The following is a 13,434-nucleotide window of genomic DNA, read 5'->3' on the forward strand; positions in this document are numbered from 1 at the left end:
TATTATGTAGATGCGGTATTGGAATATTATGAGGAAGAAAACAATGAAAATATGAAAGTGGCAAATTTTTAATAGCAGGGAAGAGGCTGCTTCCTTAGGCTGTAAAAGGCTTAGGAAGCAGCCTTTTTGTGTCTTCTTATAAGTTGGCAGTTTATAGTTTCACTTTGTCATAGTGGTGAGAAGAAATTTTGAAAGGGGGAGAGGGAACAGCTATCACTCTGGAAAGAGCAAAAAGGCTATTGCTCTTTTTGTCGAAGTATGGAAAGATGAATATAGATTCACTTTTCAGGGAGGCAAAAGCGTGACTAGTAAACTCAAAGAATTTGAAAATAGTATCATAGCTGAGCATCTTCACCGTGCCCTTATAAAACTGCAAGATGTGGAATACGATGACAGCGCCCAAGGACCGACCATCGAGTATCGCGTAAGCGGTCAAAAGTTTAAGTTTGGTACTTTGCACGGTGGGAGAGCGTATCAATCACTTGTTTTACATATGGATCCCGGAAACCCTGATTCGACGATTGGAAGAGAAAAACAGCGAGAAATACAAAAAGTATTGGATTTTGATATCCGTTATTGCAGGACTCATCTTTTGAAAGGCCATGAAGTGTATATTCCTTTTGAGAAGCTGGATTGTTTGAATGCTCTTGTCTGCATTCAGCCATTTATTAATGAGGCGATGGAAGTGCAGGAGGCTAAAGGAAGTTTTGTCGTTTAATGAAAGGGAACTCTTTGAAGAGCACAGTAGTGCAGGGGAGAGTAGTCTTAGTTCATTGTGAACTAATAATTGAAGTGCCTGACCCCCATTACGCTAATGCTTTAGCATGCTGGGGGTCAGGCACTTTCTGCAGGCATCGTTTTCTATTTGCTTTTGTTTGCAGAAACAACCGGGCGAAAATTGCTGGAAGGTTAGGGGTTTAGACAAAGTGAGAGGTTTTATATCCTTTATTTTATGGTATAATAACTACAGAAGTAATATATATTAAAAAAGACCCCAGATGCTCCAACATATACGGTCGGTAATAGAATGGTTCCCTGCAAGGGGGATCGGCTCTACAGACGGAATAATCCACCTGAGTGCTCAGCTCAAGGGTGGATTATTTGTTTTGGTTAAATGACGATATGCCAATCACAAGTGTTGTGAATGCTAATGCTGATGATATTGTCTTTATTTATCTTGGTATACGAATACTCTTGAAGTTGATGAAATTTCGAATGACAGGAAGGACGGATACTCGCATGATAAGGTCTCTAACGTACAATTGTGATCTCGTTTCAGGAAAATAGAAGCTTGCGAACTTTCTCGCTGACGATTGTACCTTGGTTACCTGAGGGACCATTATTTCCTCGTAGTCCGCCAGTCCACGTATTAGGTTCCCTTTGGATTTTCGCAAACAATAGGCTAACGTATAAGCACCTGCCATAGCCAGTGAAGCTCCTTGTCCTGCAACTAGAGATACGCATTGACATGCGTCTCCAACAAGTGCGATACGTCCTTTTACCCAGCGGGACATTTCTACCTGCGACACATCATCATAGTAGAAATCCGAGGCGTTATTAGCCTCCCTGAGCACGTCTGGAACAACCCATTCCATATCTCCATATCGAGCATAAAGTTCCTCAATTGCTTGCTCGCGGGTTATACGACCGCTAGCCCTTTCTTTATTAAAGAGAAAAAAGGCAGCCATTCGATTTTCCGCAATTGGATACAATGTAACCTGACGTTTAGGCTTAGCCAAATTGTCAAATGAATACACAGATTTGAAGGCCGAGGTTCGTGGGAAAGTAAAAGCTGCTGTATTATATCCCATAAAACGGATGAATTGGTCTGGTTCCCCGAATGCCATGCTACGAACTTTTGAACGAATGCCATCTGCACCAACCAATAAATTGACGTCCACTGTCGTTTCGTCCGAAAGCTCAACATGCACCATGGAGTTATCTTGCTTTATTGAAGTAACTGTCGTTCTATAGCGGATTTGAATTCGGTCCTTTACTCGCTCTAAAAGAACACGTTCAAGATCGCCTCTCATAAAGTTATAATGCCGGTTATTCAATAAAGCCCGAACATCTTTGTATCTGAGAGAATATTTTGTAGTCCCATCGGGTCTTATCGTGTTCAGAGATTCGATCGGATAGTGTATCGACTCCAAATCTGGCAATAAACCAATCCTCTCAGCTACATCGTATCCAGCACCAAAAAAATCCATCATATAACCTTCTGTCCGGGGGCCGGGAGCCTGTTCAACCATTAGGACAGAGTAACCCTGTTGTTCAAGTTGATCTGCTAATGTTAATCCTGCGATTCCAGCTCCTACAATGAGCACCTCCATCAGATTGCCTCCCATTTCATTACTTCCAGTAGTTAACCTTATATATTTATTTTAGGGTATATGAGCCACTTGAATCATTAATTTCGCCCAATTCAATTCTATTTCCATCAGGGTCTTTTAAAACCGCAATAGTCCCCCAATCAAACTTCAAATTTCTATGTAAAAAAACTACACCTCCTTCCTCTAACCTTTCCACCTCCGTGGTTAACGAGTGTACATCAAAGCGTAAAACAGTGGGATTTTGCTCTCTTTGTTTTTCTTTGTCTGATCCAACTCCACCTTGTTCGACCATTAAATAACCACTTGGTAACTCAAAAGCTACTAATGTTTTTTTGATATTCCTTACAGGTAATTTTAAAATATCCCTATAAAAACTAATACATTTTCCGTATTCTTCAACGAACAATATCAGTCCAAATTCTCTAAAGTTCATACGATCCCTCCATATTTGGTTAGATTTATTCAAAGCTTATCCACTATGTTGCTCTTTTAGCACAATGAGCAATATGTTTATTAATTATTGCTTCGTTAGTTGAATAACTTTCTCGTTTGATTTTAACATAAATTGGCAGAAACCCTTTTTTTAAAAACGAACATCATAGTGTTCCTAACTTGAGAAGTTAGGACTGTTTTGTGGTATAACTTTAACAGCATTTTATGGAAAAAACTCAGCCATCATTTTTCGTCCTTTTTCAACAAAACCTCTCATACTTCATTAAAGGAAATGAGACACATCTTGGAGAATACTTCAGATAACTGTGTTTATAGGACAAGTCGCGTGAAGATCCATACATAGAAAGGAGGGTGACCATAGCTGGTTGTCTTGCTACGTAAGTGTCTTTAAAAAATTTTATATAAAAAGGGTGATAGCTGTGCAGGAATTGTTGAAGAGCTATTTTTCAGCGAGAGATCTTAATGTTTCAGAAGAAGACTGCAGCAAGATTGCTCAACAGATGGTGGGACTAGATGTTCTCAGAAAAGGGTTGGATTTCCGTTATTTGAATGATTCGGATATTGGCTTGTATCACAGACCTTTAAGGAGGCATGACCATGAGTAAGGAACAATTGTTTTCGAAGACGATTGATGAGTTGAGCGGGTTGATTCGGGAAAAAGAGGTCTCCCCGGTGGAGGTTACCAAAGCGACGATGGAGCGGTCGAAGCATCTGAATGAGCAGGTCAACGCCTACATTACGACCACCGAAGACCAGGCACTGGCTATGGCCTTGGAACATGAGAAAGAAATATTGAACGGAAATTACCGCGGTAAACTGCATGGCATCCCGATGGCGCTGAAAGATATTTTTTACTTCGAAGGGGAAATCGCTACGATGGGGTCGAAAATCCATCAGAATTTCATTCCCGATTATGATGCGACAGTAGTATCGAAGCTGAAAGAAGCGGGTGTGGTGTTTACCGGAAAGCTGAATATGCATGAATATGCCTGGGGAGCGACGACGGCCAACCCGCATTATGGTCCGTGCCGGAACCCTTGGAATCTTGAAAAAATACCAGGCGGGTCAAGTGGTGGTTCAGGGGCCGCAGTGAGTGCTGAGATGACCATCGCTTCACTGGGGACGGACACCGGAGGCTCCGTCCGTATCCCGGCTTCCAGTTGCGGAATTGTCGGATTGAAACCGACTCATGGACGGGTGAGCAAGTACGGATGTTTCCCACTCGCCTGGTCGCTCGATCACATCGGACCGATGACAAAAACGGTGACGGATGCTGCAATTTTATTAGAAGCAATCGCCGGTTTCGATGCCAATGATCCGACCACTGTCGATGTACCGACAGCTGCCTATACCGAGCACTTGAATGAAGATATTAGCGGCATGGTGATCGGGGTTAACGAAGACTATTTCTTCCGTAACGTCGACCCTGAGGTTGAAACCCTGGTAAGAGCAGGTATTCGGAAGTTAGAAGGCATGGGAGCAAATGTAGTTCATGTAGAAATCCCATCCTTGAAAAATGCTGAGTTTGCCGAGCTGATTACCATTATGACGGAAGCAAGCACGGTTCATCACGCTAACTTAAAAGAAAGGGCAGAGGACTTTGGAGAGGATGTAAGACTTTTGCTGGAAGCAGGGGAAGTGCCTTCAGCTGTCGACTATTTGCAGGCGCAGCAGATTCGAAGGCAGCTCGATGTGGAATTTGCTGAAGCGATGAAGCAAGTGGATGTGATGATTACTCCAACGCTTCCTTTTACACCAATTGATATCGGAGCAGACTCATTGTCGCTGAACGGGGAAATCGTGAACTTCCTCGATCATATTATCCGTTTTACCCTTCCTGGAAACCTGACTGGATTGCCATCATTGTCTATCCCTTGCGGTTTGAGTAACGGACTGCCGGTAGGCATGCAGATTATGGGCAAAGCGTTTAAAGAAGAAGATGTACTGAGAGCGGCTTTTGCTTTTGAAAGAACGAACCCGATGAACGGGATGAAACCAAAGCTGTCTGAAAGCAAACTGGTTTAATATAAAGGAGGAATAATCATGGCACTTTCTAGTGAACTGCAGTATAAGTCGGTTGCTGAATTATCTTCTTTACTTAAAAACAAAGAGTTGTCCCCAGTGGAAATGCTGGATATGTTCATCGCACGGATCGAAGAGAGAAATGAGAGCCTGAATGCATTCGTATTTACTGATTTTGAAGGGGCTAGGGAACGTGCAAGTACTGTTGAAAAGAGATTGTTAGACGGGGAAGAAGTCGGACCGCTGGCAGGAATTCCTACCGCAATTAAGGACTTGTTCGATTTCAAACCAGGCTGGCCGTCAACGTTTGGAGGCATCCGGGCATTCAAGGATAATATTGTGGATTTTTATTGCACGTATGCGGAGCGGGTGGAAGCGGAAGGTGCCGTTCTGGTAGGAAAGACCAACAGTCCGGTGATGGGATTCCGGGGCACATGTGATAATTACCTGTTCGGTCCGTCCCGTAATCCTTTTAATCTTGCAAAAAATACCGGCGGATCCTCGGGAGGCAGTGCAGCGGCTGTTGCGGACGGGCTTGTTCCAATTGCAGAAGGCACGGATGGCGGCGGATCGATTCGTATTCCTGCTGCATGGTGTGGGTTGTATGGCTACAAGGCGTCCTGGGGAAGGGTTCCTTTTATATCGAGACCGAATGCGTTTGCCGGTGTCAATCCATTTCTGTTTGAAGGCACACTGACCCGGAATGTGGAAGATGCAGCGATTGGACTTAACGCGTTAGCGGGATATGATGCAAGGGATCCATACAGTCTCGATCAGGATGCTGATTTTACCGCTTCCTTGAAGAAGCCGCTGAAAGGAATGCGGATCGCTTACAGTCCTGACTTTGATGTATTCCCAGTGGAAAAAGAAATTGCTGATACTGTCGGAAGTGCAGTGAAGCTGTTTGAACAGGCGGGTGCGCATGTCGAGGAAGTCAATTTCGGCATAACGAGAGACCAGCGTGAACTGAGTGATTTATGGTGCCGGTTGATTTTGCCGATCAATATCGATACATTTGAGAACTTTAAAAAACAGGGAGTGGATATTTTAAGCGATCATCGGACAGACCTGCCGCCTGAATATATAGAATGGATCGAGCGCGGCTATCAGATGAATGTGCTCGATATGAACCGCGATCAGCATATGCGGACGGAAATCTATGATGCGATTCAGGGAGTGCTCCAGGATTATGACCTGATTGTTACGCCAACGCTTGCTTCTCATCCAGTCGATAATGCGGACGATGGCAATACGGTCGGACCTGCTCAGGTTAACGGAGTGGAAGTGGACCCTTTGATTGGCTGGTGCCTCACTTACTTTACCAACTTCACTGGTCATCCTTCTGCTTCGATTCCGGCTGGTCTATCGAAGGATAACCTGCCGATCGGGATGCAGATTATCGGAAGAAGGTATGCGGATGAGGATGTCTTAGCAGCAAGTGCTGCTTTTGAAGAAATCAAACCGTGGCAGCATATTTATGAAATTTGTAAAAATAGAACATTGATCGGCAGTTGAAGATATTTAGTAGCCCGGCTAAATACCGGGCTTATCTTAGAATTAGTACCTTTAGGTGTAAGAAAGTAATCCTGGATGGATAGCGTAATTAATAGTCAAAATAGACAATAAAAAGGAGCTTGGAAGCCAAGCTCCTTTTGAATGAATTAAAGGACATCTTATGTAAAGCCTGCATTAGATGAAGTTTAAATCTCTATTTCTTGTTTATTTTTGATATTAACAATGACAAATGGTAGTAAATATTGGAGGCTACAATGCCGTATATTGAAAATGAAATAACTTTTAAGTGAAAGTTATTTTGACTGAAAATAAAAAGAAAAATAACGCCAACAAGGATACCAACTAACGAATATAGACCTAATCCAATAAAATACTTCGCCCATTTTGTCTTTCTTTTAGTACGCTCAATTATCTTGTCAATATAGATTGAAAGAGGTAAACCAGCCAGAAAATAAATTGGACCAGCATAAAAAATTACGAAAATAAACGTTTCTATAAAACCAAAATAATAAACATCAGGTTCCCTTTGTGCACTTGGTACATAAGAAATCCACGAGAAAATAGTCGCAAATAATATCACAGATAGTGCTATTGTCAGAAGCCTTTTCATCATTTAACATCCCCTATAAATAAAACACCATTCTTTATCTTCTTGAATTAAACTGCTCCGTTATGTTCATTAACTTTCTTTCGTGATTTTAACATGTATATCCAGAAATTTCAGGCATTGTTTTCTATTTACGCACGGCTGCTTTTCCATCCAGGCAAAAAGTGAAGGTAAAAGACTTTTTGAGTTAAAGAGACAAGTTTTATATCCTTTATCTTATGGTATAATAACTACAGAAGTAATATATATGAAAAAAGACCGCAGATGCTCCAACATCTACGGTCGGTAATAGAATGGTTCCCTGCAAGGGGGATCGGCTCTACAGACGGAATAATCCACCTGAGTCCTAGCTCAAGGGTGGATTATTTTTTTGGTTAAATAACAATATATTCATTACAAGTGTTGCGATAAAAATAACGGTGTCTTGCCTCTCCTTCGCTTTAGCATGTTGGGAGGCAGGCACCATTTTTATGTTAACATTAAAATGATAACTGACATTTAAAATTATCATAATAATATAGATAGTTTTTTAGACAGAGAGGAGAGGCCATATGGAAATAGTATATTTTGCCGGTGGATGTTTATGGGGCGTACAAGCTTTTATAAAAACTTTACCTGGCGTTACGTTTACGGAAGCAGGAAGAGCTAATGGGACCAGTCATACCCTGGAGGGGGGTTATGATGGCTACGCCGAATGTGTAAAAACGGAATTTGACCCGACTGTGATAACAATCAGTGAATTAATGGGTTATTTCTTTGAAATCATCGATCCCTACAGTGTGAATAAGCAAGGGCAGGATGTCGGTGAGAAATACCGAACAGGCGTATATAGTGAAAATTCTGACCACCTAAAAGTGGCAAAGGCGTTTCTTCAAGAGAGAGATGATTATGACCGTATCGTTGTGGAAGTATTACCTCTTACAAACTATGTGAGAAGTGCGGAAGAACATCAGGACAGGTTAGACAGGTGTCCAGATGATTATTGTCATATTCCTCAAGAGTTATTAAACAAGTATAAGTAATGGAGAACGTTTGTGGCAGTGTGCCCAGACCCCCAACATGGAAAAGTATTAGCAAGGTGGGGTCTGGCGCCAATTAATTAAATCACACATTTTCGCTCTATTCGCTTTCTAAGGTTGTTAATTTTGCTTTCAGCAGCAGGACGACTTCGTGTGTATTTATCAACTTTTTCAATTCTTCCTTTTTGCTAAGGTCATACATTCTTGTTTCATTTGAGGTGGTGCCAGCATAAGCGGTTATCACCACTTCTTTGTTGGTTTCCAAGGTAATGCCTTTTTCTCCAGGGTGTTGCTGCCAACCGCTTATTTGTAATTTCCCCCACATTTCCTCTTTGCTTCGCTTGTCTTTTATGCTTTGGTTAGGGCCGTACAGAAATAATATTGGTTCTTTCTCCTGGTACCTGATCAGCCCCATCCCAAGAGAAGCTTTTTCGTTATCAGCATCTACAGTGCGGATCGTCAAAGAGGTTGGATTGCTTTGCTTGTTGCCATTTATGTAATAGTCGATCCATATTTCTGTATCTGTATTTTCGTCCTTTGGGTATTGAAGCTCGAACTCCCTTAATTTCCCCAGGGAAAGCTCTTGAAATGTTTCCTGATGTTTCGATGGGGTTTTGTGCTTGATAATAGCCTTATCCTCTTCTGCTTTCGCACATCCTGCTGCTAGAAGTAAAAGTATTGTTCCCAGCATATATATCGTTATTTTTTTCACGGTTCCTCTCCTTTCTTTTATTAACTTCCTTTCTGTTCAATGAGTTCCATATAACCGGTGCGGCTAACCCTCTGAAATTTTTTCGTGTTTTCGTCGTATTCCAGGACAAGGATATTTTGGTTATATCCTCCCGTGAACTCTTCCGGCAATATGATTGCTATTCGGTTTTCGGCCAATTGCACAGCATACTGTCCATTACCCTGATTTATTGTAGCAGGTTCCTGATGGACGATCGGCTCTGGAGTAGTAATTGGTTTCATAGCGATAAAGATTAGTACAATTAATATCCCGATCCAATTTTTTTATAAGAATCATCAACATACACGATCCTCTCCCCCTTTTTCATCCAATTTATGTATATTTATTGTAACAATGCTTCCTTTAACATTTTCTTTTTTTTAATATCGAAAAGGGTTTTTTTCTAATTATCCTGAAGTTGTTTGTATGGGAGAACTATACAACAAGAAAAAAGGGAGGGAGAGCATGGAGGTAGGAAGCGAGTATCTGCGCGTCGTGATAGAACGGTTTGACAGTCTGAGGGATCTCGGGGTAAAAACGATCCATCAAATTTCGGAAGAAGGTATCCATTGGAAATATAATGCCGAATCGAATAGTATTGCTGTTATCGTTAAACATTTGAGCGGAAATATGGTGTCGAGGTGGTCGGATTTTCTGACTTCGGATGGAGAAAAAGCAAGCCGACAGCGGGATGATGAATTTGAAGATGATATCCCTTCCAAAAACGAATTACTTACGGTTTGGGACTCAGGATGGAATACTTTATTTACAGCCTTAAGGTCCTTAACAGCCGAGGATTTATTGAATCAGATTACCATTAGAGGTGAAAACCACCTGGTCATAGAGGCGATCGAACGGCAGATGGCTCACTATGCATATCATGTCGGACAAATTGTGTATATTGGAAAGCAAATAAATGGAAATGAGTGGGAAAGTCTTAGTATTCCAAAAGGGAAGTCGGAGGAGTATCTCAAGCATATGCTGGAGAAACATAAGGAGGAAGCGGATGATTAAAGATCCCTGGTTCACGGTTCAGCAAATCGATAACCAAACGTTCGCTATCAGTGAATACGGCCACTGGGAAAATGTGCATTCTTTTTTGCTGCTTGGTGTGAAAAAAGCAGTACTGATTGACACTGGTCTTGGCATTGATAATATTAAAAGAATTACAGACCAATTGACGAACTTGCCAATTGAGGTGGTTACGACTCATGTGCATGTGGATCATATCGGAAGCCATGCAGAATTCGATCGAATTTTTGTACATGAAGAAGATAAAGACTGGCTAGTGAATGGAATCCAGGGCCTATCGATTGAACAAATCAGAAAGGATATTAGGAGAGATATTACGCTGCATACGCCTGAGTCGTTTAACCCCGATACCTACCGCCCATTCCAAGGAGAACCGACGGGGTTGTTAAATGATGGTGATCTAATTGACCTTGAGAATAGAAAGTTGATAATCTATCATACTCCTGGTCACTCGCCGGGGCATATTTGTGTTTTAGATCAAGCGAACGGCTATTTATTCACCGGTGATTTACTTTATGATGAAACACCCGTCTATGCTTTCTATCCATCTACCAGCCCCATCGATTTAGTAGATTCCTTAGAAAGAATCGCAGAGCTGACGGATGTTTCCATGGTTTACGGGTCCCATAATACGTTGGGGCTGGAAGTCTCTATATTGAATGAAGTGAAGAGAGCTGTTACCTATTTGCGGCAAAATAATCTTGCCAGGTTTGGAACAGGGGTGCATAATTTCGATAGTTTTAGCGTGAAGTTTTAATTTTATTAACAATCAGGGAAAGCCATTGCTAAAACTATCCATAAATGACGTGCCTGACCGCCATTACGCTAATGCTTTAGCATGCTGAGGGGCAGGCACTGTCTAGGGGAATTAGTCACTGTCTACTCAATCACAAGAGTTGCGAATGCTACTGCAAACATCAACGCTTCGTCATCTTATTCAATCTTCCATAGAAGGTTTGGAATGAATCCACTCAGCGATATCGTTGATCACATACTCAGGAACATTTGCTGGTACAAAATATTCATAAGGCGTACTCATTTCCCCTTCACCCTCGGTAAAGAAATGATTCAGCTTAGGGTAAAGCTGGAATTCTACATTATTCCGATGAGACAGCTCTTCCTGCCAGATAGGAATTTCACTATCTGCCATTACTTGATAATCCCGCTCACCTTGTATAATTAAAAGGGGTTCTGATTGGTCCTTTGCCATTTCGGCTGCTCGAATATCATTTATAGAATCCCAAAACACCGGCTGCCCCAGCTGGAATTCTTCTGGAGGGTTATCCCCTGAGAAATTGGGGTCATTTAACATAGAGAATTGCTCCTTATAAAAATCATACTCAGGTTGAGCGAGTTGACCGATAGAAAATAGATAGTCAAATTGATCCAGCACGACTTCCTGTATCGTACGTGCAGGACCGCCCATTACGACAGCACCAGCAATGGAGTCGCGTGTATCCTTATCCAGCATTTGAGGAACCATCATCCCACCCTGGCTATGGCCAAGAATAAAAATTTGGCCGTCATCGATTTTCCTCTCTTTTTTTAAAACTTGTACTGCTGCAAGTGCATCGTCCGTCGTTTCTTTCTCCACGGTATGATTCGGATCAGCGATTGTTTTTGCAGAATGTTCAAATGTGCGTTTGTTGTAACGTAAAACTGCAATTCCTTTCGATGCGAGTCCATGGGCCAAATCTCGGAATGGTTTTAGGGCATATGCAGTTTCATCCTTATCACTTGCTCCTGATCCCTGGACAAGTACGATAACCGGGAACGGGCCCTTACCTTCTGGAATCGAAAGGGTGCCAGGTAATGCAAAATCTCCTTTCCCAACTACGACATCTTTTTCAGTATAGGACTCGGGATTCCCGTATGCAGGAACTTCAGCGAATGGCCCTGTAAACTGATGGATGAAAAAGTCATCGACTTTCCCGATCTCTCCATTCTCAGAATAAAAGGAAGCGAGCCGTGCTCGAATTGAAGCTCGATTTCAACATTGGTATGGACAAGGTTGTATTCTGTTAACTCGGCTGAACCAACTCCGATAAAAGGTCCTGCTACCATTTCTAATTGCTGTAAATTAGCAGTCCAATAAGTTTCAATCCAGGCAGCGGAGATTGTTTTCTTTAAAGAGCGAGAAGCTGATTTAACTGCCTGCTGGTAGTTACCAGAATCAAGATCTTCCACAAAACGTACAGCATTCTGAATGAATCGCTGCTTTTGCTTCTCCTTCTTTACGACCGGACCTTTACCCGAAGCCGCGCTATGCTCTTTTGGATTAAAACTGTGTGTCCCTTTTAACAGATTGGGAGAATGGGTAATTCCTGAAGCAGCTGGAATAAGTTTGGAAGGTAGTTCTTCAGAGGTCGAAATATTTCCAGGGGATTGGCCAAAAGCAGTTATAGGGATACATAAAGAAAAGACTAACACCAGCATAAGAATCTTACTTCGCCATCGTTTTTTCACATGAATTCCTCCTATTATCTTGTTCTCTCTCAAATAAATATACGAGAAATGTAATAGAAGGTTTCAAAAATTCTCCTAATGATTTCCCAAAAGAGAAAGAAATGCGTGGTAGACTTTATACCGAAATATAAGAGAGAGTGTTGTTCCCTCAGTAATAATGTCAGACTGGGACGAAAAAGGAATTTTATAAATGGACATTCGAGGTCATGAAACACAAAAGCCCGAATAAGGGCACTTTTTTATGGTGACCATTATTCGGGGTATAGTTCAAATTCGATAATCAGGATCTTTTTTTATTATTTTCAGCTGGTTTTGTCTTAGCCGTTTATTACGGGGGATCACTGTGCTTCTTTAGCTTCTTTATCTGGTTCCGCTGCATTAATCATCAGGAATATCGCAGACAATATATGCATTATCCATCCGACTACAGGAATCCAACCCAGGCAAGATGTGATGATACCTAAAACACTTCCTGTCGTTTTACCTCCATCTTTTTTTGTAAGGATTAAAGTAACTATATGGAGAACTAGCATTACTACTAAAGGTAACCAAAAGAGTCCGATAATAATTGATGCTCCTAAGACAGGGATTGCTAAAACGGCTTCTAATCCTCCAGACACCCATTTCAAAATTCGTGAACTCGACATAACCCACCTCCGCGAATTAAAGCGGGTGTTCACCCGCTTCGTTATATACCTTAATGTATTATGCAAAAATCTAAAAAATGTTCGATCGTTCATCTCCTGATTGGAATCAGCCGGAAAAAGAAGGAGTAGGAAAGCTGCTGGTCGAAGATAAATCTCAAGGGACAAATAAAGCTTTATAAAATAGGAGGGAAAAAATGGGCAGAATCATTCATTTCGAAATTCATGTTGATGACATGGAGCGGGCGAAGACGTTTTATGGTGAGGTATTTGGATGGAGATTTGAAGACTGGAGCGAGTTTGCCGGGATGCCTTATTTTGGGGCTGTGACCGGAGATGAAAAAGAGCCGGGAATCAACGGTGCTTTAATGCAGCGGCAAAGTGCTACTCCGGAAATGAACCAGGCTGTTAATGCTTATGCGTGTACCATGGGAGTGGAAGACTACGACTCTATTGAAGCTAAAATACTCGACCAGGGAGGCAAGGTGGCAATGCCGAAGTCTGCGTTGCCAGGAATGGCATGGCAGGGATACTATATTGATACCGAAGGCAATATTTTCGGCATTCACCAACCTGATGAAAACGCCAAATAGCATCTATAAAGATAATTCAA

General features: G+C 41.8%; 14 protein-coding genes. 7 read left to right on the forward strand and 7 right to left on the reverse strand.

Annotated features, from left to right (window positions below):
- Positions 1 to 301 precede the first annotated feature (301 nt).
- Positions 302 to 718, forward strand: coding sequence for a hypothetical protein (locus tag P855_RS20375; RefSeq protein WP_051353064.1), 417 nt, complete (start codon positions 302 to 304; stop codon positions 716 to 718).
- Positions 719 to 1,172: 454 nt separating this feature from the next.
- On the opposite strand, the gene P855_RS0103310 is transcribed toward P855_RS20375, so the two are convergent.
- Both P855_RS0103310 and P855_RS0103315 read right to left on the reverse strand, forming a co-directional pair.
- Positions 1,173 to 2,333 (reverse strand): FAD-dependent monooxygenase, encoded by a 1,161-nt coding sequence (locus P855_RS0103310; protein WP_028782247.1) that lies wholly within the window; start codon positions 2,331 to 2,333, stop codon positions 1,173 to 1,175.
- 46 nt (positions 2,334 to 2,379) lie between these two features.
- Positions 2,380 to 2,766, reverse strand: coding sequence for a VOC family protein (locus P855_RS0103315; RefSeq protein WP_028782248.1), 387 nt, complete (start codon positions 2,764 to 2,766; stop codon positions 2,380 to 2,382).
- Between the two features lie 617 nt (positions 2,767 to 3,383).
- Here P855_RS0103315 and P855_RS0103325 point away from each other — a divergent pair.
- Both P855_RS0103325 and P855_RS0103330 read left to right on the forward strand, forming a co-directional pair.
- Positions 3,384 to 4,811, forward strand: coding sequence for an Asp-tRNA(Asn)/Glu-tRNA(Gln) amidotransferase GatCAB subunit A (locus P855_RS0103325; protein WP_037985600.1), 1,428 nt, complete (start codon positions 3,384 to 3,386; stop codon positions 4,809 to 4,811).
- Between the two features lie 18 nt (positions 4,812 to 4,829).
- Positions 4,830 to 6,323 carry an amidase gene (locus P855_RS0103330; RefSeq protein WP_028782251.1) on the forward strand — a complete coding sequence of 498 codons (1,494 nt, stop codon included), beginning with the start codon at positions 4,830 to 4,832 and terminating at the stop codon, positions 6,321 to 6,323.
- A gap of 193 nt (positions 6,324 to 6,516) precedes the next feature.
- Here P855_RS0103330 and P855_RS0103335 read toward each other — a convergent pair whose 3' ends face one another.
- On the reverse strand, positions 6,517 to 6,936 hold the full coding sequence (locus P855_RS0103335; RefSeq protein WP_051353065.1) for a hypothetical protein: 420 nt from the start codon (positions 6,934 to 6,936) through the stop codon (positions 6,517 to 6,519).
- 545 nt (positions 6,937 to 7,481) lie between these two features.
- On the opposite strand from P855_RS0103335, the gene P855_RS0103340 reads away from it, so the two are divergent.
- On the forward strand, positions 7,482 to 7,952 hold the full coding sequence (locus tag P855_RS0103340; protein ID WP_028782253.1) for a peptide-methionine (S)-S-oxide reductase: 471 nt from the start codon (positions 7,482 to 7,484) through the stop codon (positions 7,950 to 7,952).
- A 97-nt stretch (positions 7,953 to 8,049) separates the two neighbouring features.
- Here the strand turns inward: P855_RS0103340 and P855_RS0103345 are convergent, their stop codons facing one another.
- Positions 8,050 to 8,661 (reverse strand): hypothetical protein, encoded by a 612-nt coding sequence (locus P855_RS0103345; protein ID WP_028782254.1) that lies wholly within the window; start codon positions 8,659 to 8,661, stop codon positions 8,050 to 8,052.
- Between the two features lie 483 nt (positions 8,662 to 9,144).
- Between P855_RS0103345 and P855_RS0103355 the strand changes: the two genes are divergently transcribed.
- The gene (locus P855_RS0103355; protein ID WP_028782256.1) at positions 9,145 to 9,693 is read left to right on the forward strand and encodes a DUF1572 family protein; all 549 of its coding nucleotides are present in this window, start codon (positions 9,145 to 9,147) and stop codon (positions 9,691 to 9,693) included.
- Positions 9,686 to 10,468, forward strand: a complete 783-nt coding sequence (locus tag P855_RS0103360) for an MBL fold metallo-hydrolase (RefSeq protein ID WP_028782257.1) — start codon at positions 9,686 to 9,688, stop codon at positions 10,466 to 10,468. Before P855_RS0103355 ends, P855_RS0103360 begins: the two co-directional genes overlap by 8 nt.
- A gap of 180 nt (positions 10,469 to 10,648) precedes the next feature.
- On the opposite strand, the gene P855_RS20385 is transcribed toward P855_RS0103360, so the two are convergent.
- The 3 genes from P855_RS20385 to P855_RS0103370 all read right to left on the reverse strand — a co-directional run bounded on the left by P855_RS20385 (position 10,649) and on the right by P855_RS0103370 (position 12,824).
- Positions 10,649 to 11,647: an alpha/beta hydrolase family protein gene (locus tag P855_RS20385; protein ID WP_419177262.1), complete on the reverse strand. Its 999-nt coding sequence runs from the start codon at positions 11,645 to 11,647 to the stop codon at positions 10,649 to 10,651.
- Positions 11,545 to 12,177 carry a hypothetical protein gene (locus tag P855_RS22740; RefSeq protein WP_419177257.1) on the reverse strand — a complete coding sequence of 211 codons (633 nt, stop codon included), beginning with the start codon at positions 12,175 to 12,177 and terminating at the stop codon, positions 11,545 to 11,547. Before P855_RS22740 ends, P855_RS20385 begins: the two co-directional genes overlap by 103 nt.
- A gap of 338 nt (positions 12,178 to 12,515) precedes the next feature.
- The gene (locus tag P855_RS0103370) at positions 12,516 to 12,824 is read right to left on the reverse strand and encodes a hypothetical protein (RefSeq protein ID WP_028782258.1); all 309 of its coding nucleotides are present in this window, start codon (positions 12,822 to 12,824) and stop codon (positions 12,516 to 12,518) included.
- A 194-nt stretch (positions 12,825 to 13,018) separates the two neighbouring features.
- Here P855_RS0103370 and P855_RS0103380 point away from each other — a divergent pair, with 194 nt between their 5' ends.
- Positions 13,019 to 13,414: a VOC family protein gene (locus P855_RS0103380; protein ID WP_028782259.1), complete on the forward strand. Its 396-nt coding sequence runs from the start codon at positions 13,019 to 13,021 to the stop codon at positions 13,412 to 13,414.
- Positions 13,415 to 13,434: the final 20 nt, after the last annotated feature.

The organism is Thalassobacillus devorans MSP14 (assembly GCF_000496835.1).
GTDB lineage: Bacteria > Bacillota > Bacilli > Bacillales > Halobacillaceae > Thalassobacillus > Thalassobacillus devorans_B.

Coding starts and splice junctions, on each gene's coding strand:
- P855_RS0103310 (WP_028782247.1), bottom strand. CDS start 2,333: ATGGAGGTGCTCATTGTAGGAGCTGGAATCGCAGGATTAACATTAGCA.
- P855_RS0103315 (WP_028782248.1), bottom strand. CDS start 2,766: ATGAACTTTAGAGAATTTGGACTGATATTGTTCGTTGAAGAATACGGA.
- P855_RS0103325 (WP_037985600.1), top strand. CDS start 3,384: ATGAGTAAGGAACAATTGTTTTCGAAGACGATTGATGAGTTGAGCGGG.
- P855_RS0103330 (WP_028782251.1), top strand. CDS start 4,830: ATGGCACTTTCTAGTGAACTGCAGTATAAGTCGGTTGCTGAATTATCT.
- P855_RS0103335 (WP_051353065.1), bottom strand. CDS start 6,936: ATGATGAAAAGGCTTCTGACAATAGCACTATCTGTGATATTATTTGCG.
- P855_RS0103340 (WP_028782253.1), top strand. CDS start 7,482: ATGGAAATAGTATATTTTGCCGGTGGATGTTTATGGGGCGTACAAGCT.
- P855_RS0103355 (WP_028782256.1), top strand. CDS start 9,145: ATGGAGGTAGGAAGCGAGTATCTGCGCGTCGTGATAGAACGGTTTGAC.
- P855_RS0103360 (WP_028782257.1), top strand. CDS start 9,686: ATGATTAAAGATCCCTGGTTCACGGTTCAGCAAATCGATAACCAAACG.
- P855_RS0103370 (WP_028782258.1), bottom strand. CDS start 12,824: ATGTCGAGTTCACGAATTTTGAAATGGGTGTCTGGAGGATTAGAAGCC.
- P855_RS0103380 (WP_028782259.1), top strand. CDS start 13,019: ATGGGCAGAATCATTCATTTCGAAATTCATGTTGATGACATGGAGCGG.